Genomic DNA, 19635 nt, shown 5'->3' on the forward strand with positions numbered 1-19635 from the left:
CGTCAGGCGGCCAGCATCTGTTCGATCTTTTCGCGATTGATGCCCTTTTCGCCGATAATGACCAGTCGGCTGCGGCGCTGCTCGCCCGCTGCCCAGGGGCGGTCGTAATAATGATTGACCCGGCTTCCGACCGCCTGCACCTGCAGACGCATGGGCTTGGCGGAAACTTCGACAAAGCCCTTGATGCGCAGGACGTTTTCAGCCGCAGCCGTTTCGGCAATGCGCGCCGCCAGTGCTTCCGGATCGGCCACAGCCGGCAGGTCGATGACGAAGCTGTCGAAATCGTCGTGTTCATGGTCGAGTTCACCGTCATGGTGGGTGCGGCGGTTTTCGATATCCTCTTCAACGGCAAGACCAAGACCGATCAGCACGGCGGGGTCGATGGCGCCATTGGAGGCCACAACGATCTTCGCGGCCTTCGGCAGATGTTCGAGCACATGCGCCCTCGCCTTGTCGAGGCCGGCTTCATCAAGGAGATCGGCCTTCGTGAGAACGATGAGATCGGCGCAGGCGACCTGGTCCTCGAAAACTTCCTCAACCGGATCATCGTGATCAAGCGCCTCGTCATTGGCCCTCTGAGCAGCGAGCGCCTCCATGTCGTGCGCGACCTTTCCTTCAGCAAGGGCGGCGCCATCCACCACGGCCACGACGGCGTCCACGGTCACGCGGCTCTTGATGGCCGGCCATTGGAAAGCCTGGACCAGCGGCTTAGGCAGGGCAAGACCAGAGGTCTCGATCAGGATATGCTCCACCTTCGTCTGGCGGCTGAGAATTTGTTCGATCGCGGGCTGGAAATCGTCAGCCACCGTGCAGCAGATACAGCCGTTGGCCAGTTCGACGATGTTTTCTTCGGGGCAGCTTTCAATGCCGCAGCCTTTCAGGATTTCGCCGTCGATACCGATATCGCCGAATTCATTGACGATGATTGCGAGCCGCTTGCCGTCCAGCTTTTCCAGAAGACCCCGCAACAGCGTCGTTTTTCCCGCCCCTAGAAAACCGGTGACGATGGTGCAGGGAACGCGGTCCAGATGGTTGCTCATGATCTCTCCTCGGTAAAATCGAATGGGGGAATGCGCGCCATCATGCCGCGCTTTAATGGTTCGGGGCGGCCGCGCCAGGGCATCAGGCCATCTGAAGACGCAGAAAGAAGCCGCGCGCCGGTCAGCAGGTCCCCTGCATCGTCGGGTGTCAGCCCGCCAAACACATAGGACCAGCCATTGGCGCTGCGCAGCACGGCACTGAGGCCACGTTTGCAGTTGGCGAGACAATTGACGGAACGGACCGCGATGCCGGACGCTTCCGCCGCTGCGGTGACGGCCTCGGCAAGACGCGAGCCGGCACGTGGCTCGGCGCTGGGATCAGCTTCGTCGCGACAGCTTCGGCAAACGAAAACGACCACACCGGACGCCGTTTCATCCTGCGCGTTTCCACCAGCAAATGAAGATGTCGCTGAAATATCCAAACCGTATCGTTCCCGCGCCAAGTCAAATTCTTTGGGGTGCGGATATCGAAAACGGTATGCGCACAGGCACAGACCGGCTGTTCGACGTTATCGACTGACCGGAGCACCCCGCCCGGTAGACGTTTTTCCTGAAACGGCAGGTCTCCTGGCTTGCGGCTCGATGAGCGCCCGGACACCGCCTTCCCGAACCGTCTCCCTGGTCCAGTGGCTTTACGGTGCGGGCTTGCCGCTTACAGTTGCGGGGGCAGCCACGGAATGACCCGTTTCAGGGTGGAACCGTGTTCCCTCTTAGCTTTTCCCGTTGCCGGGGAAAGACCGTCAGTTCCTTACCCTTAGGCCGAACGGGCTTTGGGGTCAATGCCGCCCCCGTGGCTCGCGCATTGCCGGGTGCGGCAAATTGGGTATAGTCGCCGCTCCGAAGGGCAGGGATAAGTTCCCGGCTGCTGGAGTGAAGAAGGAATATGCGATGACACGCGACATCAGCGACAACGAAGCCGAGCGCCATCGGCAGAAAATGGTCAACCGCAAGACGGTGCAGGATGCCGAAGTCGCGGCAAAGACCATCGAAAAAGGTCTGCTGATGATCAATACCGGCCCCGGCAAGGGCAAGTCCACGGCCGCCTTCGGCCTTGCGTTGCGTATGCTCGGCATCGGGCGCAGGGTCGGCGTCGTGCAATTCATCAAGGGTGCATGGTCGACCGGCGAACAGCAGGCGCTGGCTCTGTTCGGTGACAAGGTGGTGTGGCGTACCATGGGTGAAGGCTTCACCTGGGATACGCAGGATCTGAAACGCGATGTTGCCGCTGCCGCGAAGGCGTGGGAAGAAGCCGTGACACTGATGGCTGACCAGACGATCGGCCTGCTGATACTCGACGAACTGAATATCGCATTGCGTTATGATTACCTGCCGCTTGACGAGGTCGTGACGACGCTGGCCAGCCGTCGGCCCGATCTGCACATCATCGTCACCGGCCGCAATGCCAAGCAACCGCTGATCGACGCCGCCGACATGGTGACGGAGATGACGCTGGTAAAACATCATTTCAAGGCGGGCGTGAAAGCACAGCCAGGAATAGAATTCTGACATGGCCGCACGGGTTCTGATGTTTCAGGGAACCGGCTCGGATGTCGGCAAATCGCTGATGGTGGCCGGTCTAGCCCGCGCCTTCGTCAGGCGCGGCCTGTCCGTCATGCCGTTCAAACCACAGAACATGTCGAATAATGCGGCCGTTACCGCCGACGGCGGCGAGATCGGCCGAGCACAGGCGCTGCAGGCGCGGGCCGCTGGCGTACCCCTCTCTGTCCACATGAATCCGGTTCTTCTGAAACCGCAGAGCGAGACCGGGGCACAGGTGGTGGTTCAGGGCAAAATCGCCGGCAATGCCAGAGCAGCCGATTACCAGCACCTGAAAGCCGGGTTGATGCCGCGCGTGCTGGATAGCTTCAACCGCCTGAAACAACAGGCCGATCTGGTGCTGGTGGAGGGGGCGGGCAGCGCATCCGAAATCAATCTGCGTGCCAATGATATCGCCAATATGGGGTTTGCGAGAGCTGCTGACGCGCCTGTGATCCTCATCGGCGATATCGACCGCGGCGGCGTCATCGCCAGCCTTGTCGGTACCAAAGCCGTCCTCGAACCTGACGATGCGGCGATGATCGAAGGTTTCATCGTCAACCGCTTTCGCGGTGATCCCGCGTTGTTTTCGGACGGCATGCGGATAATTCAGAAAAGGACAGGCTGGGCCTCGATAGGCCTTCTGCCACATTTCTCCGATGCCACGAAACTGCCGGCTGAAGACGCGCTCGGTCTTTCCGGCCCGGCTGAGCGAAAACCCGGCGCAAAGATCCGCATCGCCGTGCCGATCCTGCCGCACATTTCCAATTTCGATGATCTCGACCCTCTGGACATGGAGCCGGACGTGGAACTGATCCGCGTGCGGCCGAGCGAGACCATTCCCGCCGATTGCCGGCTGGTTTTGCTGTGCGGTTCGAAATCCACCATTGCCGATCTCGCCGCGCTGAAAGATGCGGGTCTGGACGTCGACATAAAGGCGCATGTGCGCCGCGGCGGCTACGTTCTCGGCCTTTGCGGTGGCTACCAGATGCTCGGAAAAACCGTTGCGGATCCTGACGGTATCGAGGGATCACCTGCGACTGTCGACGGGCTCGGCCTGCTTGATGTCGACACGGTTTTGACGGGTGACAAGCGACTCGTTTCTGTTCAAGGCGCGAGCTTTGATGGTGTTGGTTTATCCGGCTACGAAATGCATGTGGGGAAAACCACGGGAGCAGCAGGCAATCTGGTGTTTTCGACGATCGACGGGCATTACGATGGAAGCATCTCACCCGACGGCCGTGTCTTCGGCACCTATATTCACGGCCTTTTTGCTCATGATAGCCAGCGCGGCGCATGGTTGGAGCGTCTCGGCGGGTGCGGCACCGACCTGAACTATGATGCGCAGGTGGATGCGGTTCTTGACCGTCTGGCTGCGCATATGGAACAGCACCTCGATCTCGACGGGCTGCTGGCTATAGCGCGATAAGGATCGCCAGAAGCCCGAATAGGCCGATCAGCAACAGGTCCGCAATCCGTGCCAGCCGCAACGCCGTGCGAATATCGCCGGCGACCAGCGCAGACCTTCCGCCGTCCCCCATGAAACGCGCTTCGATCATCTGTCCGCCGTAAGAACGCGGTCCGGCAAGCGCAAAACCCAGCGCGCCGGCCAGCGCCGCTTCCGGCCAGCCCGCATTGGGAGAGCGGTGGTGGCGCGCATCGCGACGGATCGCGGCAATGGCCGCTTTTGGCGACGCGCCCTCGACAAAAAATGCGGCGACCACAAACAGGCTGCCGCTCAATCTCGAAGCGGGCAGATTGATGAGATCGTCAAGCCGGGCCGAAGCCCAGCCGAACGCTTCATGGCGAGGCGAACGATGACCGATCATGCTGTCGGCCGTATTGACCGCCTTATAAGCCGCACCACCTGGCAGGCCCAGAAGCCCTATCCAGACGGCAGGGGCGACGATGCCATCGGAAAAGTTCTCGGCGAGACTTTCGATCGCCGCCCGGCAGATCGCCGCCTCATCCAGCTTTTGCGGGTCGCGGCCGACGATCATCGAGACAGCCTTGCGGCCACCCTCAACTCCTTCACGCTCCAGCGCAGTCGCAACCGCCTCCACATGCTGCTCCAGACTTTTCTGTGCCGGAAGCGAAGCACCGAGGATGGCGACCGCCAGAAGTCCGAAGGGCAGGAAAAGCAGAACAGATTGCGCAAACCATGCAAGGATCACCGTCAGCCCGACAAAAACAACCAGCGCCACAACACCGGCGGCCTTGCGCCGTGAAAATGACGCGCTGTCCCGGTTCCATTTTTGGTCCAGCAGCGCGATAAGCGAACCGACCCAGGTGACAGGATGGCCGATATGTTTGAACAGCCAGTCCGGATAACCGGTCAGGCGTTCGATCACGAGCGACAGGAAAGCGAGAGCGAGGAACATGGGCGAGACAATATCAGAAATGGCACAGGCTGCGATCCGCCACGGCGGCAATCTCGGCAGAGCGCGCCTGATGTTTCCAGACGCGTCTGAACCGTGGATCGACCTTTCGACCGGAATCAACCCGCATCCCTATCCGTATTCTGCCGTTCCCGCCAGCGCATTCGCTCGCCTGCCGGAGCCCGAGACGGCCGACTATCTGAAACGGCTGGCCGCACTCCATTTCGGCGCACCCTCCGCCCGACATGTCACGCTATCGCCCGGCACCCAGATGCTCATGCCGCTGCTGGCTCAAACCGCACTTGCCCGGAGCGCCAAGAGCGGCGCGGTGCTGTCACCTGCCTACGCGGAACATGCCCGCACCGCACGCATGGCCGGGCTGATCATGAGGGAAGTGGAGCATGTCAGCGACCTGATCGCTCACGACTACGTGGTGGTGGTCAATCCCAACAACCCCGACGGACGTATCATCGATCGCGAAACTCTTTTGCGGCTCGCCGATTCAATGCATCGAAACGGCGGCCTGCTGGTTGTGGATGAAGCCTTCATCGAAACCGGAGGCGCCGAGAGCCTTGCGGATAGCGTTGATCGGCATGCTCTGGTCGTCCTTCGTTCCTTCGGCAAATTTTATGGCCTGGCGGGAATCCGGCTTGGTTTTGCAATTGCGCACCCTGATATCGCTGCGGGGTTGGAGGCGAGGCTCGGCCCATGGGCGGTTTCCGGCCCGGCGCTGCACATTGCAACGGAAGCCCTGGCGGATGGAACGTGGCAATCTGCGATGCGGCTGCGTCTCGCGGATGAAGCACAGCGCATGAATCGCCTTTTGGAAAAAGCGGGTCTGAACGGGGTTGGCGGCACGCCTCTGTTCACACTGGTGCGGGACGAGCGTTCCAAGGCCCTGTTCGATCATCTCGGCCGTCTCGGAATACTCGTGCGCATTTTCGATGAAAGGCCGCACGACATCCGTTTCGGCCTTCCGGGTAACGACGCTGAGTGGCAGCGCCTTCAAGCGGCGCTGCTCTCTTTCGATCATCCCTCGAAAGTGTAGGTTTCAATCGACTCCGGCTTCATTTCGATGGAGAAACCCGGCAGTTTCGGCGGCATATAAGCGGCGTTTCTGATATCGCAGGGCTCGATGAAATGCTCGTGTAGGTGATCCACATATTCGATGACGCGACCTTCCTTGGTGCCTGAAACCACCAGATAGTCGATCATCGACAGGTGCTGCACATATTCGCAAAGCCCGACGCCGCCGGCATGCGGCCAGACCGGCAGATTGTATTTGGCGGCAATCAGCAGCACCGCCAGCACTTCGTTGAGGCCACCCATACGGCAGCTGTCGATCTGCACCACATCGATCGCGCCTTCAGCGATGAACTGCTTGAACATGATGCGGTTCTGGCACATTTCGCCCGTCGCCACCTTCACTGAACCAATGGCTGCGCGAATCTTGCGATGGCCGGCGACATCATCCGGGCTGGTCGGTTCTTCGATGAAGAAGGGCTTGGAAAAGGCGAGCTTATTCACCCACTCGATTGCCTGGTCCACTTCCCACACCTGATTGGCATCGATCATCAGATAACGGTCGGGGCCGATCACCTCGCGGGCAATGGTGAGACGGCGAATGTCATCCTCCAGATCACGTCCAACCTTCATCTTCACATGGTTGAAACCGGCATCGATGGCTTCCTGGCAAAGACGGCGCAGCTTGGCGTCGTCATAACCGAGCCAGCCTGCGGAAGTCGTATAGCAGGCGTAACCTTCGCTCTTCAGCGTCTCGATGCGTTCCTTTTTGCCGCTTTCGGCTTTCTTGAGAATTGCGAGCGCCTCGTCCCGGGTCAGCACGTCAGTGAGATAACGGTAATCAACGATATCGGCGATTTCTTCAGTGCTCATATCAGCCACCAGTTGCCACACAGGCTTACCGGCTTTCTTGGCCAGCAAATCCCACACCGCGTTGACAACGGCGCCGGTGGCGAGATGCATCGCACCCTTGTCGGGGCCGATCCAGCGCAGCTGGCTGTCGCTGGTCAGATGCCGCCAATATTTGCCGGGGTTCTCAGTGACCGTGGCAAGATCGGTGCCGACGACGAGGTGACGCATCGCTTCGATGGCCATGCAGCAAATATCGTTGCCCCGGCCGATGGTGAAGGTCAGCCCGTGGCCTTTAAGACCCGGCTCATCCGTGTCGAGAATGACATAAGCCGCCGAATAATCCGGGTCGGGGTTCATCGCATCGGAGCCGTCCAGGCTCTGGGATGTGGGGAAACGCAGGTCGAAAACACGAAGATCAGTAATTTTTGTCATGGCCGTTTACTCGCGGTCAGTGCCTATGGAAATCGTTCAGTCGTGGTGGAAGGTCTCTTCCATCATAGCCCACCACTCGCCGTCCCTGCGGTTTTCGAGCGGTTTCTGGCAGGGAATCGTAAAAGACCACCATTCCTGGTTCTTGGGGCTGGCCGCCATCTTCGCCATATCGGCGCTGAAATCGGTGCCATGATATTCCCAATAGCCAAACAGCAGGTTTTCCGGCTCCCGCAGGAAAATCGTGTAGTTACGGATATTGCAATCGCTGATCAGCGCCAGAACTTCCGGCCAGACGGCGGCATGCAGCCTTTTATACTCCGCGATCATCTCCGGCTTGACGCCTATGACCATTCCCATACGCTGCATGAAAAACTCCGTTACTTTCTGATTGTGGCAAGCGCCGCACGCAGCTTTGATTGCGGCAGGCTCAATCCCAGCCGGTCCGCTGCGGCAATGACCGGAGCAAAGCGTCGGCGCTTCTTCTCATCGTGATTACCGGCGATATCGGCCAGTCGATGGGCAAGGAAGGGATTGCACAAACGCTCCCGCAGCACGCCGATATAGGCCTGCGCATCATTTCCCATGCCTTCAGCAATAAAGACCGGCAGAACCTCGTCGCGCCATAACGTTTCCAGATCCGCGACGAGTGCACTGTCGTCCATTGCCTGGCGCACCGTCTCGTCCTTCGCCCGCGCATCCTGTAACCAGCGTTCCGCCAGATAGGAATGGCCGAGATTGAGCAGGAAGAGCTTCAGCTTTTCATAGTGGTCGAGATCGTCCGTCAGCACCACGGCAGGGTGAGTGCAGGGCAGGACAAGCCCGTCCTGCTTTTCGATCGCCCAGAGCGCGTAAGGCTCCGCCACTGCACCTACCGGATCGATAGGCTCGGAAACGATGCGATCGACCAGGCTATTGGCGAAACGGCACTTTTCGTTCAGGTAAAAGGCAAAACCCGCTGGCAATTGCCATTCATCGGCAAGCCGGCGAATGACCTCTTTCAGCTTTTCGCCATTACGCGGCACAAGTTCACAAGGAAAGATGGACACGGGCGCTTCCGGATTGCGCTGAAAACGTTCGAGCAGCAAAATGCAGAGTTTCGCCGGAAAGCTCCTCGGGACGGCCGTAAAATCCGCCGCGAGATCTGCGCCATCCGCAGAATCAAGCTCATAACCGCGGTCTCCGGTATTGGACAAGATGACAGCAGCTTCGCAGGCGAGGCGGCGTACTTCCTCCCATTCGGTTGCCGAGGTCAGGGCCCGCGCGACAGCCTTGCCCTCAATTTCCTCATCCACGTTCCGCCCGTCACGGATGCCGCGAATGCGCACGGGGTAGGGCGCGCCACTATTCAGCGCCGCGACACGCTTCAGGCTTTCCGCATTGCCGGTTGTCTGGACAATCGCGATGCGACCGATAGCCTCGTCCTTTTCCAGCGCTTGCGAGACAAAGAGGTCCGCATGCGCGAGAAGAAAGCGGCTGGTACCGAATTGCAGGATGGGCGTCTCAGGCGTCATGCGACCTCCACCATGCCTTTGATGACTCCGGCTTTCGGATCTGTCAGCCCTGCGAACTGCGATGGAACGTCGGCAAGCGCCATACGGTGCGTAATCAGCGCCTCAGGTACTTTCCCTTCCCGCAATGCCTGCAACACGCGTTCGAAATCCTCCGGCGTCGCATTGCGGCTGCCGAGCAGCGTCGTTTCACGTTTGTGGAACTCCGGATCGTTGAAGCTGATATCGCTCGCGACGATGGAAACAAGCACATACGAACCGCCATGGCCGACGAAGGAAAAGCCGCGCTCCATGGCTTTAGGATTACCGGTCGCATCGAAGACCGCATCGAAGAAATCACCGTTGGTAATCTCGGAAAGACGATCTTTGTCGCCGTCCCCAAGCGACACTGTATGGGCGACGCCGAGATGCTCCTTGCAAAAATCCAGCCGGTCGGTACGGCCATCGATCATCGTGACTTCGCCGCCATCGAGAACCGCGAAAACCGCTACCGCCATGCCGATCGGTCCGGCGCCGACGATCAGAACCTTCTGTCCTTTTTCGACGTTGCCACGGCGCACCGCATGCGCGCCGATAGCCAGAAATTCGGTCATCGCCGCCTGGTCGAGGCTCAGCCCTTCAGCCTTCAACACGAATTGCTGCGGCACGTTCAGATATTCCACCATTCCGCCGTCACGATGAACGCCGAGCACGCCGATATTGCGGCAGCAATTGCTCTTGCCCTTAAGGCAGGCGCTACATTTTCCGCAAGAAATATACGGAATGATGGTAACAACGTCGCCAACGGACAGATGGCTGCCCTGCGGCGCCTCTTCAACCGTACCGGAGAGCTCATGGCCCATGATCCGCGGATAAGAGAGGTAGGGCTGATTGCCGGTGAAGATGTGGAGATCCGTACCGCAAACCCCGATGCGACGGACGCGCACCAGCACCTCACCTTCGCCACGCACAGGTTTAGGCAGATCCTTGGCGCTGAGTTGACCGGGAGTGTCGCAGAAAATCGCCAGCATGCATCACCTGTGGGAAAGGGAGTAAAAACGAATGGCGTTACCGCCGAAGACTGCCGCATGGTCCGCTGCCGGCACGATATCGCGACAGAAGTCCAGCCATTCCTGATAATCGCCCGCCAGTCGCAAAACCGGCCAGTCGCTGCCGAAAATCACCCGGTCTGCGCCGAACAGCTCCAGAATGGTTTCGGCATAGGGCCGCACTGCTTCCGGTCGCTGATCGCCGCACTCGGTCAGGAGGCCGGAGAGCTTGCAATGGACATTGGGAAGAGCCGCCAAAGCGCCCATATCCTTGCGCCAGGCGCTGTAGTGGCCGGTCGCAATCAGCGGCTTGGCACCATGGTCGATGACAACAGGCAATTGCGGGTGACGCCGGGCAAACGCGAGGAGATGCGGCAGATTGGGCGGCAGGACCAGCGCATCGAACGCCAGGCCGTGGTTCACCAACGCCGCCACGGCGGGATCGAGCAGCGGATCATCGATCCATGCCACGTCTTCCATGCCCTGCAGCATCGGGCGCACGGCTTTGAACGCCCGATGTTTTGCCCGGCGGGCGATTTCCGTTGCAGCATCGGGAGACTTCATGTCCACCCAGCCGACCACACCTTTGATGAAATCTGTCTCTTCCGCCAGCGCCAGCATGAAATCCGTATCGGCAGCCGTCTCCATCGTCTGGACCAGCACGGTGCCGGAAATTCCGGCCGCGGCCAGCAATGGCGACAGATCCGCTGGAAGAAAATCCCGGTAGATGACGGCGAGCGACGGCGGCGGCCATTGGCCGGCACGGTCCTTCATTAACCAGAAATGCTGGTGGGCGTCGATAAGCATTGCCTCAGGCCTCTCCGCCCGGCACCGGCGCACCTTCGGCGATCAGACCGCGTCTGTGCAGTTCCGCCCAGAACTCATCCGGAATAGATTGTTCGAACCATTCGATATTGGAAGCGAGCTGCTGCGCATTCCGCGCGCCCGAGACGACGGTGACCGAAGCCGGATGGGCCAGCGGAAATTGCAATGCAGCCGCCTGCAGCGACACACCGACTTCTTCGCAGATACCCTGCAGCGCATCAACCCGCGTAAGGATATCGGCAGGCGCATCGGCATAATTGAATTTGCGGTTGCCCGCGAGAATGCCGGAATTGAAAGCACCGGCGACAACGATGCCGACACCGCTTTCGGCGCAGCGGTTCATGAAAGCAAGGCTCTGCTGCTCCAGCAGCGTATAGCGGCCGGCAAGCATGGCGACGTCGATGTCAAAGACATCCATGGCGTCGTTGACAATTTCCCACTCGTTGACGCCAAGGCCGATAGCGCCAGTTGAACCTTCCTCACGCAGCTTGCCAAGCGCCCGGAAGCCGCCGCCAGCGGTCAGCTGCTCCCAGTAATGCTGGTGCTTTTCGCCATGGGTGTAGGAGCCGATATCGTGCACATAAAGAATATCCGGCTTCAGAACGCCGAGCCTCTGCTGGCTGGCCTCGAAAGAGCGTAGAATGCCATCATAGGAATAATCATAGAACGGGCGGAAGGGTAGCGGCGCAATATAGGCATCCTCTTCCGGGCCGACGGTCTCATCGGGAACCATGACGCGACCGACCTTGGTGCTCAGCGAATATTCGCTCCGGTCATGCTCCGTCACCATGGTCCCCAGGCGACGCTCCGACCGCGTATATCCATAAAACGGCGCGGTATCGAAATAACGCATGCCGCTTTCCCATGCCTTGTCAAACGCACCCTTGGACTCTCCATAGGGCGTAACGCGGTAGAGATTGCCCATCTGGGCGCAACCGAGACCCATGACGGTAACGTCGACGGCGCGGCGCGGCAATTTACGTGTATCGGAGACTTTCATCGCGGAGACTTTCCAGCTTGCCTTTGGAAAGACGCGCCGCCGGTGAAGCGGCGCGTCATCGCTTGATCAGTAAAGAACGTTCTTTGCTTCCGGCTTTTCGATATTGTCCTTGGTGACAACAACGACGCCGGTGTCGACGAACTTCTCGACCTTTTCCTTGTTGATGAGCTTGGTGACGGTTTCGACGCCCTTTTCACCCATCTGATAGGAGCCCTGAACCACGATTCCGGCGAGCGTGCCGTCCTTCACGAAGTTCTGCAGATCCTGGTTGCCGTCGAAGCCGATGGCGACGACCTTGCCGGCCTTGCCTGACTGGGCGAGCGCACGGCCAACGCCGATGGCCGTCGGCTCATTGGCGCCGAAAATGCCCTTCAGGTCCGAATTGGCGGCCAGAACGTCGGTCGTCTGGTTCAGCGCGGTCGCCATCTGCGACTGCGAGTAGAACGGGCCGACGATCTTCAGGTTTGAGTTCATCTGGATGTAATCGGTGAAACCGCCGACACGGCCGATTTCAGAACCAGCCCCGGCGACATAGGACATGACGGCGATCTTGCCTTCCTTGCCCACCTTGTCGATCAACGCCTGCGCTGCCAGTTCGCCGGCTTTCTTGTTATCGGTCGCGAGGAACGACTGGTAATATTGCTCAGAGCCCTTGGCGAGCTGCGAGTCGATGAGAACGACGGGGATACGGGCTTCCCAGGCCTTCTTGACAGCAGGCACCAGCGCGTCCGGATCGGAAGGTGCAAGCACGATGCCGGCGACCTTACGGTTGATGGCGTTCTCAACCATGTTAACCTGGTCGGCAATGGCCGATTCCGCAGCCGGACCCTGGAAGGTCATGGTGTTGCCTGAAGAATTCTTCATGGCCGCATCGGCGCCCTTCTGGACGTTCTGCCAGAAGGTCGAATTGACGGTCTTGACGATGACGGCGATTTCACCGGCCTGCACGGTGGAGACGCTCCACAGCGCGATTGCGGATGTCAGAAGGGCAGTCGCAATTTTCTTCATTTCTTCCTCCGTGATGTCGGCATACCGGGCCTCCCCTGCCGATCTTTTTTGCGGAAAGGGTCCGCAGCCCTTTGATCAGCGGCGGTTGCGCAACTGGTCTATCCAGACGGTGACCAGAATGACGAGGCCGATGATGATCTGTTGCGTGAAGGCAGAGACGCCATTCATATTAAGACCGTTGCGCAGGATGCCGATGACGAAGGCGCCGATGGCCGTGCCTGAAATCGTGCCCACGCCGCCGATCAGCGATGTGCCGCCGATAACCGCGCTGGCAATGGCATCCAGCTCATACATCACACCTTCGTTGGGCTGGGCGGTAACGAGGCGCGACATCAAAACGCAGCCCGTCAACCCGGCAAGCGTACCGGAGAGGATGTATGTGAAGTTGGTGACGCGGGCGACGTTGACGCCGGAAAGACGTGCGGCATCTGCATTGGAGCCCACGGCATAGATGTGGCGGCCGAGGATCGAGCGGTTGAGCATGAAGGACACCGCAAGCGCAATCACCACCATCAGGATGACAGGGTAGGGGATGCCTGGAAATACGACATTCGGAAAGCCGTCATCACCGATATTGACGATGCGGAAAAGGGCGCCGTTGCCAAGTTCGCCGAAGGATTCGCCGAGGCCGGACACGGCGCGCGCACCGGTGATCTGCAACGCCACACCGCGGGCAATCAACATCATGCCGAGCGTGGCGATGAAGGGCGGCAGCTTGAAGCGCGTGACCAGCAGCCCGTTGATCAGCCCGCAGAGCGAACCCGTCAGAATGCCGAGCAACATGCCGACCGGCACCGGCATGCCGAGTTCCTTCACCGCAAGAGCGGCAACAACCCCTGCAAGAGCCAGCACCGAACCGACGGAAAGGTCGATGCCGCCGGTGATGATGACACAGGTGGCGCCAATGCCGAGCAGAGCGATGGACGTGACCTGCAACGCGATCGTCATGCCGTTATTGACGGTAAAAAAGGCGCTGCTGGTGGCGGAGAACACCGCGACAAGGGCGAACAGGCTGCCGAGCGCGGCAAATTTCTGGATGATGTCCTTCTGGCGATCGCTGACAGCGAAGCCCTTTTTGGGTTCTGCAATATTGGCCATGTCGTTCCTCACTGCGCGGCCCGGCCGTAACCGGACGCATACCGCATGATTTCTTCCTGATTGGTCTTGGCGGTTTCGAGCACGCCCGTAATCCGGCCCTGGTGGAAAACCGCGATGCGATCCGTCAGCCCCAGAATTTCCGGCAGCTCCGAACTGATGAGAATGACGCCGATGCCCTGAGCGGCCAGCTCATCCATGATCTTGTAGATCGCGAATTTCGCACCGACATCGATGCCACGTGTAGGCTCATCGAAGAACAGGATACGGGATTGGCGGAACAACCACTTGCCGATGATGATCTTTTGCTGATTCCCCCCCGATAGCAGGCGCACGGTCTGCTCGATGGAAGGCGTGCGGATATTCAAGAGGTCGACGTATCGCTTGGTGACCTCGTCGTGTTTCCTGAAGTCGATCAGCCCAAAACGGTTGGAAAGTTCGCCGAGATTGGCGAGCGTCGTATTGGCCGCCACCGACATCTTGATGGCGAGGCCGTCGCTTTTCCGGTCTTCCGAGAGATAGGCGATGCCTTCTTCAATCGCATCCTGCGGTGAGCTGATCGAAAGCTCGCGCCCATTGAAGGTGATCTTGCCGGCATCGAGCGGATCCGCCCCAAAAATCGCCCGCGCGACTTCTGTTCGACCTGCGCCCATAAGGCCGGCAAAACCCAGGATTTCGCCGCGCCGAAGCGAAAAACTGACATCGCTGAACACGCCATTGCGGGTCAGCCTTTCAACGGAGAAGATGATATCCTCCGTCGGGCGCGACGTGCGCTCGGGGAATTTATCCTCCAGCGAACGCCCGACCATACGCGTGACGATGTCATCAACGGTGATGGAGGCGAAGTCGTCGGTCGAAATATAACGTCCGTCGCGCAAGACCGTCACACGATCGACGATCTCGGCCATTTCGTCGAGACGATGAGAAATATAGACGATGCCAACGCCGGAAGCCTTGAGGTCTCTGATGACCTTGAAGAGAAGGCGGGTTTCCTGCTCCGTCAGAGAAGAAGTCGGCTCATCCATGATGAGCACTTCAGCATCAAGAGAGAGCGCCTTGGCGATTTCCACCATCTGGCATTGGGCGACGGAGAGGCCGCGGACGATCTGATCCGGATCGATATCGACACCTAGCCGGTCAAGACAGCGCTTGGCATCGAGGCGCAGCTTCTTGCGGTCAACCAGGAAACCGCGACGCGGTTCGCGCGCAAGATAGATGTTTTCGGCGACAGAAAGATGCGGAACGAGATTGAGTTCCTGGTGGATGATGGCGATGCCGGCAGCTTCGGACTCGAGCGGGGAGGCGTATTGTACCTTCACGCCCTTGTGTAGGATGGTGCCATCACTTGGCTGGTACACACCGCTGATGATTTTCATCAGCGTCGATTTTCCCGCCCCGTTCTCACCACAGACAGCATGCACCTCGCCGCTGCGCAGATCGAAATGCACATTCGACAAGGCTTTGACGCCCGGGAATTCCTTGCTGATATTTTCGAGACGCAGAAGGGCCGAACGCTCCGCGCGCGCCATCTCCTCAGGCGAGTACCCGCCCCGAATTGTCGATGCGCCCTGCGACATCTGGAAACCTCCCACCCGTATCCCCGCTCCACCGGGGTCATGAACAGGTCAAATGGTTAGGCCGGTTTTTTAAAATGGTCAAGCCAATTAGCTGACAATTTGCGAATCTAGACCCAGAGCGAAAATATTATATCTAAACTATATCGGAAAAAAATATTTAATTACAAGTATTTAAGTAATTCCTTGCGTATTGATACGCTTGGCGCTACGGTAAGGCCAAATATGATCTTCAGACAGGACTTGTCGTAAAACTCATGAGTGGTCAGGCCAAAATAGCGGAGCCGCGCAGGCTTTATCAGCAGATTGCAGACCAGATACGCGAACTCATCGATCTGGGTGAATTCCTGCCCGGTACGCGGCTTCCCGCTGAGCGGGAACTGGCTCAGAAGCTCGGTGTATCGAGGCCTTCGCTGCGCGAGGCCCTGATTGCGCTTGAGATCGACAACACAGTAGAAATTCGTATGGGTTCCGGCGTCTATGTTTCGGCGGAAGCGCTGCAGACGACCCACCATACCAAATCGCTTGGCGACAGCCCCTCCGAACTGATGCAGGCGCGCGCCGCATTGGAGGGTGCCACCATCGTGCTGGCGGCAAGCTGGATGACCGATGAAACGATCGCGACCCTGCGCCAGATACTCAACACCATGCGGAGGGAAATAGAGGCCGGTCGCAAGCCGCTGGATCAGGACCGGCTGTTTCACGTCACAATAGCCGAGCAATCCGGTAACAGCGTTTTAGCCCGAATGGTGGCCAACCTTTTCGATGAGCGCCATAGCCCCATTTCGGCCCAGCTCCGCGTGAAGTTTGAAGACCGCGATACCTGGACCCATGCTCTTCAGGAACACGAGGCCATTCTCGCCGCGCTTGAACTGAAAGACCCGCTGTTGGCGCAGGCCGCCATGCATACCCATCTGGAAGGTTCTAAGAGACGCTGGGTCGAAAACTAATTCAGGAACATAGCAGGCAATATACCGGGAGGAGGAACATCCGTGAGTAAGAATTCCGAGGCAACCATTTTGCTGAACGCCAACGACAACGTTGCGGTGGCGCGTCGGTCCATCCCGGCGGGCGGCGCGACGGGCAGGGGCGATCTGGCGGCGCTGGAGTTGATTGGGCGCGGGCACAAGGTGGCCCTTAAATTCATCAGATCCGGAGATGAGGTGCTGAAATACGGGCAGGTGATTGGCATTGCCACCCAGGACATCGAACCTGGCCGGCACGTGCACCTGCACAATCTTGCCATGGTGCCTTCCGAACACGCGCATCAGTTCAGCGTCGACATTGAGGAGAAGGGCATGGTGCCGGAGGCCGAGCGCCGTACCTTCATGGGATATGACCGTGGCCTCGGCGGTGTCGGAACGAGAAACTATATCGGCGTCATCGCTTCTGTGAACTGTTCCGCCACGGTGTCGCGCTATATCGCCGATTATTTCAACAAGCAGGGCGGCCTTGATGGTTTCGACAACGTCGATGGCGTCGTGGCGCTGACCCACGGCGGCGGCTGCGCGCTGAATACAAAATCGGAAGGCTACCGTCTGCTGATCCGCACCATCCAGGGCTATGCCCGCCATCCCAATTTTGGTGGCATCCTGTTGATCGGCTTGGGCTGTGAGACCAACCAGATCGCGCCTATCCTCGAACATTACAAGATGGAGGAGGGCGACCGGCTGCGCACCATGACAATCCAGCAGCATGGCGGCACCCGCAAAACGATCGACGCGGCAATTGCAGAGATTAAGGCCATGCTGCCGATGGTCAATGCCGCACGCCGTACTGAACAGCCTCTTTCAAAGCTGAAAGTGGCGCTGGAATGCGGCGGTTCCGACGGATACTCCGGCATTTCCGCCAACCCGGCCCTCGGATATGCCTCCGACCTCATCGTCCGCAATGGCGGCACCACAGTTCTCTCCGAAACGCCGGAGATTTACGGCGCCGAACATCTTTTGACCAAGCGCGCCATCACCCCTGCCGTCGCCGAAAAGCTTTTGCAGCGCATCGACTGGTGGCGTGATTACACGGCTCGTAACGGCGATGAACTCAACAACAACCCCTCTCACGGCAACAAGCTTGGCGGCCTGACAACCATTCTGGAGAAATCGCTGGGCGCGGTCGCCAAGGGCGGATCCATGCCGTTGAAGGCGGTGTACGAATTTGCGGAGACAGTAACGGAGCAGGGTTTCGTCTTCATGGACACACCCGGTTACGACCCTGTTGCCGTGACAGGGCAGGTTGCCGGCGGCTGTAACGTCATCTGTTTCACCACCGGCCGCGGCTCGGTTTCCGGCTTCAAGCCTGCACCATGCATCAAGATCGCCACAAATTCCGAAATGTATGAACACATGAAGGAAGATATGGATTTGAACTGCGGCGAGATCGTTACCGGGAACGAAACAATCGAAGAATCCGGCGAAAGAATTTTCGAACACATCATAGCGGTGGCCTCCGGCAACAAGACTGTCAGCGAGATCTACGACTATGGCGATAATGAATTCGTGCCCTGGCAGGTCGGCGCAGTGACCTGAGCCCTCACCCCACTGTCCCACGTGAAACAAAAAAGGCCCGAAGAGCGATTCTTCGGGCCTTGTTCATTTCTGATCATATTGCGCTTAATGGCGGAAGTGACGCATGCCAGTAAAGACCATCGCAACATCGTGCTCATTGGCTGCGTCGATCACTTCCTGATCGCGCATGGAACCGCCGGGCTGAATAACGGCAGTCGCACCAGCGGCAATCGCCGCAAGCAGGCCATCGGCAAAGGGATAAAAGGCTTCCGAAGCGACGGCAGAGCCACGGGTCAGCGGTTCAGCCAGACCGAGAGCCCTGGCGGCATCTTCGGCCTTCTGAGCCGCGATACGGGCTGAGTCGACACGGCTCATCTGGCCGGCGCCGATACCCGCTGTCTGACCGTCCTTGGCGTAGATGACGGCGTTGGATTTCACGTGCTTGGCGATCTTGAAGGCAAACTTCATGTCTTCAAGTTCCTGCGCCGTCGGCGCGCGCTTGGTGACGACCTTGAGATCCAGATCTTCGACCATGCCATTATCGCGACTTTGGACCAGAAGGCCGCCCGAAACCGTCTTTGCGGTAATGCCGGCCGCGCGCGGGTCAGGCAGGCCGCCGGCTGCCAGAAGTCGCAGGTTAGGTTTGCGGGCAATGATCGATTTTGCTTCTTCTGTAACATCAGGTGCGATAATGACTTCAGTGAAAAGCTTGACGATCTCTTCCGCCGTTTCCGCATCAAGCGTGCGGTTGAGAGCGATGACGCCACCGAAGGCCGAGACGGAATCGCATGCCAGCGCTCGCCGGTAGGCTTCTGCAAGCGTCGGACCGGTCGCGACGCCACAGGGATTGGCGTGCTTGATGATTGCAACGGCCGGCGCATTTTCCGGCAGGAACTCCGCAACCAGTTCGTAGGCGGCGTCGGTGTCGTTGATATTATTGTAGGACAGTTGCTTGCCCTGAAGAAGCGTCGCTGTTGCCACGCCAGGCCGCTTTTCTCCGGTCAGATAAAAACCGGCGCTCTGGTGCGGGTTTTCGCCATAACGCATCTTTTCCTTCAGCACGCCGCCAATGGCGCGGTAGTCAGGGGTTTCGATAGCGAGCGCCTCGGCAAACCAGTTGGAAATCATTGCGTCATAAGCAGCCGTGCGGGCATAGGCCTTGGCGGCGAAGCGCTGGCGCAGCGCATAGCTTGTCTGTCCGTCATCGGCCTGCAGGGCTTCAACCAGATCAGGATAATCGGACGGATCGGTCACCACGGTCACATAGGCATGATTCTTCGCCGATGCCCGGATCATGGCCGGACCACCAATGTCAATGTTTTCCACCGTGGTCGGATAATCGCCGCCCTTGGCGCGAACGTCCTCGAACGGATAAAGATTGATGACAGAAAGATCGATCGCCTCAATACCGTGAGCCTTCATCGCATCCACATGTTCGGCATCATCCCGGATTGCCAGAAGCCCACCATGCACGTTGGGATGCAGGGTCTTGACGCGGCCATCCATGATCTCGGGAAAATTGGTGACCTCGGAGACATCCGTCACCGGCAGACCCGCATCGGCAATAGCCTTTGCCGTTCCGCCCGTCGAGAGCAGCTTGACGCCGAGTTTGGACAGAACTGTCGCCAGCTCGATAATGTCGGTCTTGTCGGACACGGAGAGCAGCGCCGTGCGAATTTTGACCTTGTCGGGAGCGGGAATTTTTTTGGATACGACGGCCATCGAATATACTCCGTTAAACGGGGAGGACAGGCTGGAACGGGTTTTCCAGCAATTGCCGCCGCGTTAACACAGCTTACCGCAAGAATAAACAGCGGGGACGTCGAAGGATA

General features: G+C 59.0%; 18 protein-coding genes and 1 riboswitch. Of the genes, 5 read left to right on the forward strand and 13 right to left on the reverse strand.

From position 1 onward, the window contains the following. Positions 1-2 precede the first annotated feature (2 nt). Together cobW and WA845_RS22535 are read right to left on the reverse strand one after the other, a co-directional pair. Complete coding sequence (cobW, locus tag WA845_RS22530) at positions 3-1040, reverse strand: cobalamin biosynthesis protein CobW (protein WP_112553072.1); 1038 nt, start codon at positions 1038-1040, stop codon at positions 3-5. Further along, positions 1037-1462: a DUF1636 family protein gene (locus WA845_RS22535; RefSeq protein WP_337322579.1), complete on the reverse strand. Its 426-nt coding sequence runs from the start codon at positions 1460-1462 to the stop codon at positions 1037-1039. The genes cobW and WA845_RS22535 overlap by 4 nt, the downstream gene beginning before the upstream one ends. A 118-nt stretch (positions 1463-1580) precedes the next feature. Further along, positions 1581-1797: riboswitch (cobalamin riboswitch) on the reverse strand. A gap of 131 nt (positions 1798-1928) precedes the next feature. Between WA845_RS22535 and cobO the strand changes: the two genes are divergently transcribed. Together cobO and WA845_RS22545 are read left to right on the forward strand one after the other, a co-directional pair. Further along, positions 1929-2546, forward strand: a complete 618-nt coding sequence (cobO, locus tag WA845_RS22540) for a cob(I)yrinic acid a,c-diamide adenosyltransferase (protein ID WP_004444179.1) — start codon at positions 1929-1931, stop codon at positions 2544-2546. Position 2547: 1 nt separating this feature from the next. Next, positions 2548-4005, forward strand: coding sequence for a cobyric acid synthase (locus tag WA845_RS22545; protein WP_112553068.1), 1458 nt, complete (start codon positions 2548-2550; stop codon positions 4003-4005). Here WA845_RS22545 and cbiB read toward each other — a convergent pair. After that, the gene (gene cbiB, locus WA845_RS22550; RefSeq protein ID WP_112553066.1) at positions 3992-4957 is read right to left on the reverse strand and encodes an adenosylcobinamide-phosphate synthase CbiB; all 966 of its coding nucleotides are present in this window, start codon (positions 4955-4957) and stop codon (positions 3992-3994) included. The two genes, WA845_RS22545 and cbiB, sit on opposite strands and share 14 nt — an antisense overlap. Here cbiB and cobD point away from each other — a divergent pair. Continuing rightward, positions 4956-6002, forward strand: coding sequence for a threonine-phosphate decarboxylase CobD (cobD, locus tag WA845_RS22555; protein ID WP_112553064.1), 1047 nt, complete (start codon positions 4956-4958; stop codon positions 6000-6002). The genes cbiB and cobD overlap by 2 nt on opposite strands. Here cobD and WA845_RS22560 read toward each other — a convergent pair. The 9 genes from WA845_RS22560 to WA845_RS22600 all read right to left on the reverse strand — a co-directional run bounded on the left by WA845_RS22560 (position 5984) and on the right by WA845_RS22600 (position 15302). After that, positions 5984-7261: an enolase C-terminal domain-like protein gene (locus tag WA845_RS22560; RefSeq protein WP_112553062.1), complete on the reverse strand. Its 1278-nt coding sequence runs from the start codon at positions 7259-7261 to the stop codon at positions 5984-5986. The two genes, cobD and WA845_RS22560, sit on opposite strands and share 19 nt — an antisense overlap. 36 nt (positions 7262-7297) lie before the next feature. Further along, on the reverse strand, positions 7298-7627 hold the full coding sequence (locus WA845_RS22565) for an L-rhamnose mutarotase (RefSeq protein ID WP_022557029.1): 330 nt from the start codon (positions 7625-7627) through the stop codon (positions 7298-7300). A gap of 11 nt (positions 7628-7638) precedes the next feature. Further along, complete coding sequence (locus tag WA845_RS22570) at positions 7639-8772, reverse strand: mannitol dehydrogenase family protein (RefSeq protein ID WP_112553059.1); 1134 nt, start codon at positions 8770-8772, stop codon at positions 7639-7641. Then, positions 8769-9779: a zinc-binding alcohol dehydrogenase family protein gene (locus WA845_RS22575; protein ID WP_112553057.1), complete on the reverse strand. Its 1011-nt coding sequence runs from the start codon at positions 9777-9779 to the stop codon at positions 8769-8771. The genes WA845_RS22570 and WA845_RS22575 overlap by 4 nt, the downstream gene beginning before the upstream one ends. A 3-nt stretch (positions 9780-9782) precedes the next feature. Beyond that, positions 9783-10604, reverse strand: a complete 822-nt coding sequence (locus WA845_RS22580) for an amidohydrolase family protein (protein ID WP_112553056.1) — start codon at positions 10602-10604, stop codon at positions 9783-9785. Positions 10605-10608: 4 nt separating this feature from the next. Further along, positions 10609-11622, reverse strand: coding sequence for an aldo/keto reductase (locus tag WA845_RS22585; protein WP_112553054.1), 1014 nt, complete (start codon positions 11620-11622; stop codon positions 10609-10611). 66 nt (positions 11623-11688) lie between these two features. Beyond that, entirely contained in the window at positions 11689-12630 is a 942-nt protein-coding gene (locus tag WA845_RS22590; RefSeq protein WP_004444202.1) for an ABC transporter substrate-binding protein, read from the reverse strand. Between the two features lie 75 nt (positions 12631-12705). Next, positions 12706-13728: an ABC transporter permease gene (locus tag WA845_RS22595; protein ID WP_004444206.1), complete on the reverse strand. Its 1023-nt coding sequence runs from the start codon at positions 13726-13728 to the stop codon at positions 12706-12708. Positions 13729-13736: 8 nt separating this feature from the next. Next, positions 13737-15302 (reverse strand): sugar ABC transporter ATP-binding protein, encoded by a 1566-nt coding sequence (locus tag WA845_RS22600; protein WP_337322580.1) that lies wholly within the window; start codon positions 15300-15302, stop codon positions 13737-13739. Between the two features lie 254 nt (positions 15303-15556). Between WA845_RS22600 and WA845_RS22605 the strand changes: the two genes are divergently transcribed. After that, entirely contained in the window at positions 15557-16249 is a 693-nt protein-coding gene (locus WA845_RS22605; protein ID WP_112553050.1) for an FCD domain-containing protein, read from the forward strand. A gap of 42 nt (positions 16250-16291) precedes the next feature. Continuing rightward, a complete protein-coding gene (locus tag WA845_RS22610; RefSeq protein ID WP_112553048.1) occupies positions 16292-17824 on the forward strand; it encodes a UxaA family hydrolase in 1533 nt (510 codons plus the stop codon). Positions 17825-17908: 84 nt separating this feature from the next. Here the strand turns inward: WA845_RS22610 and purH are convergent, their stop codons facing one another. Then, positions 17909-19525, reverse strand: a complete 1617-nt coding sequence (gene purH, locus WA845_RS22615; RefSeq protein ID WP_006700260.1) for a bifunctional phosphoribosylaminoimidazolecarboxamide formyltransferase/IMP cyclohydrolase — start codon at positions 19523-19525, stop codon at positions 17909-17911. Positions 19526-19635 lie beyond the last annotated feature (110 nt).

Origin of the sequence: Agrobacterium sp. CMT1 (assembly GCF_037203725.1) — a bacterium.
In the GTDB taxonomy this organism is placed as follows: domain Bacteria; phylum Pseudomonadota; class Alphaproteobacteria; order Rhizobiales; family Rhizobiaceae; genus Agrobacterium; species Agrobacterium pusense.